The organism is Sphaerisporangium sp. NPDC049002, assembly GCF_040649355.1.
Taxonomy (GTDB): Bacteria; Actinomycetota; Actinomycetes; order Streptosporangiales; family Streptosporangiaceae; genus Sphaerisporangium.
This window is the reverse complement of the sequence record NZ_JBEZFH010000482.1, coordinates 1-1,011: the sequence shown is the minus strand read 5'-3', so window position 1 is coordinate 1,011 and position 1,011 is coordinate 1. Positions and strand designations below refer to the sequence as shown.

Below are 1,011 nucleotides of genomic sequence, written 5' to 3'. Positions count from 1 at the left end.
GGGTCATCGTCACTGTCTCGATCGTCCTGTCTAGCTCTGTTTCACATCATGAGGACTCATTCGTCCTATGTCTCACAAGAGTCTGACAGAGAGGGTCGGCATCGGAGCCAGCCCCGGCCTCGGATTCGTTCACACCGGTTCCGCCATCTCCTTCGTCCTGGACGTTGCCGACCTCTACAAAGCCGACTTCACCATCCCGCTGGCCTTCGACCTCGCTGCCAAAGGCCTCACCGAAGAACGAGACGCCCGCATCGGCCTACGCGACCGTATCGCTCAGACCCGACTCCTCAATCGCATCGTCACCGACATCAAAAACCTCCTCGCCCCCGAAGGTTCAGATCTCGCCGACGAGGATCTGAATCAACTCTGGGACGAACAACTCGGCACCGTCGCAGGCGGCACCAACTGGGCCGACGAATCCGACCTGGCCATCAACCTCGGCCTCAACATCGTCCGACCAACAATGGGCGAAGACCACATCGCTATCATCGGCCCCGAATTCGACACTCCCGGCCCCACCTCATGACCGTCGTCGTCCTGATCGCCGCTCCCGAAGGACTCCGCGGCCACCTCACGCGCTGGATGGTCGAAGTCAACGCCGGAGTCTTCGTCGGTAACCCCAGCCGTCGTATCCGCGACCGCCTATGGGACCTGCTGTCCACGCGCATCGGAGACGGCCAAGCCATCCTCGTCGAGCCCGCCAACAACGAACAAGGCTGGACCGTTCGCACCGCAGGCACTGACCGTTGGCACCCCACCGACTACGACGGCCTCATCCTCTCAGCCCGCCGCCGACCCCAACCGAATGAAAACCGCCTGACCCCCAGCTAATTGCCCAGCTCAACAAGCCTCGCCCCCGCGCACGCGGGGATGCTCCACGGGCTCGGAGTCACCCAGCGGGACGTCCTCGCTCGCCCCCGCGCACGCGGGGATGCTCCGTTGGCCTAATCCCGTCACGAAAGTTGGCCTAGCTCGCCCCCGCGCACGCGGGGATGCTCCCTACATTGACAT

At 63.4% G+C, this 1,011-nt stretch carries 2 protein-coding genes; both read left to right on the top strand.

Annotated elements, in window-relative coordinates:
• Positions 1-67 precede the first annotated feature (67 nt).
• Positions 68-526, top strand: a complete 459-nt coding sequence (locus tag AB0B89_RS36670; RefSeq protein WP_358562464.1) for a hypothetical protein — start codon at positions 68-70, stop codon at positions 524-526.
• Positions 523-831 (top strand): type I-E CRISPR-associated endoribonuclease Cas2e, encoded by a 309-nt coding sequence (gene cas2e, locus AB0B89_RS36665; RefSeq protein ID WP_358562461.1) that lies wholly within the window; start codon positions 523-525, stop codon positions 829-831. The genes AB0B89_RS36670 and cas2e overlap by 4 nt, the downstream gene beginning before the upstream one ends.
• The last annotated feature ends 180 nt before the right edge of the window (positions 832-1,011 follow it).

Excerpts from the sequence above, each read along its gene's own strand:
- AB0B89_RS36670 (WP_358562464.1), top strand. The coding sequence starts at position 68 with ATGTCTCACAAGAGTCTGACAGAGAGGGTCGGCATCGGAGCCAGCCCC.
- cas2e (WP_358562461.1), top strand. The coding sequence starts at position 523 with ATGACCGTCGTCGTCCTGATCGCCGCTCCCGAAGGACTCCGCGGCCAC.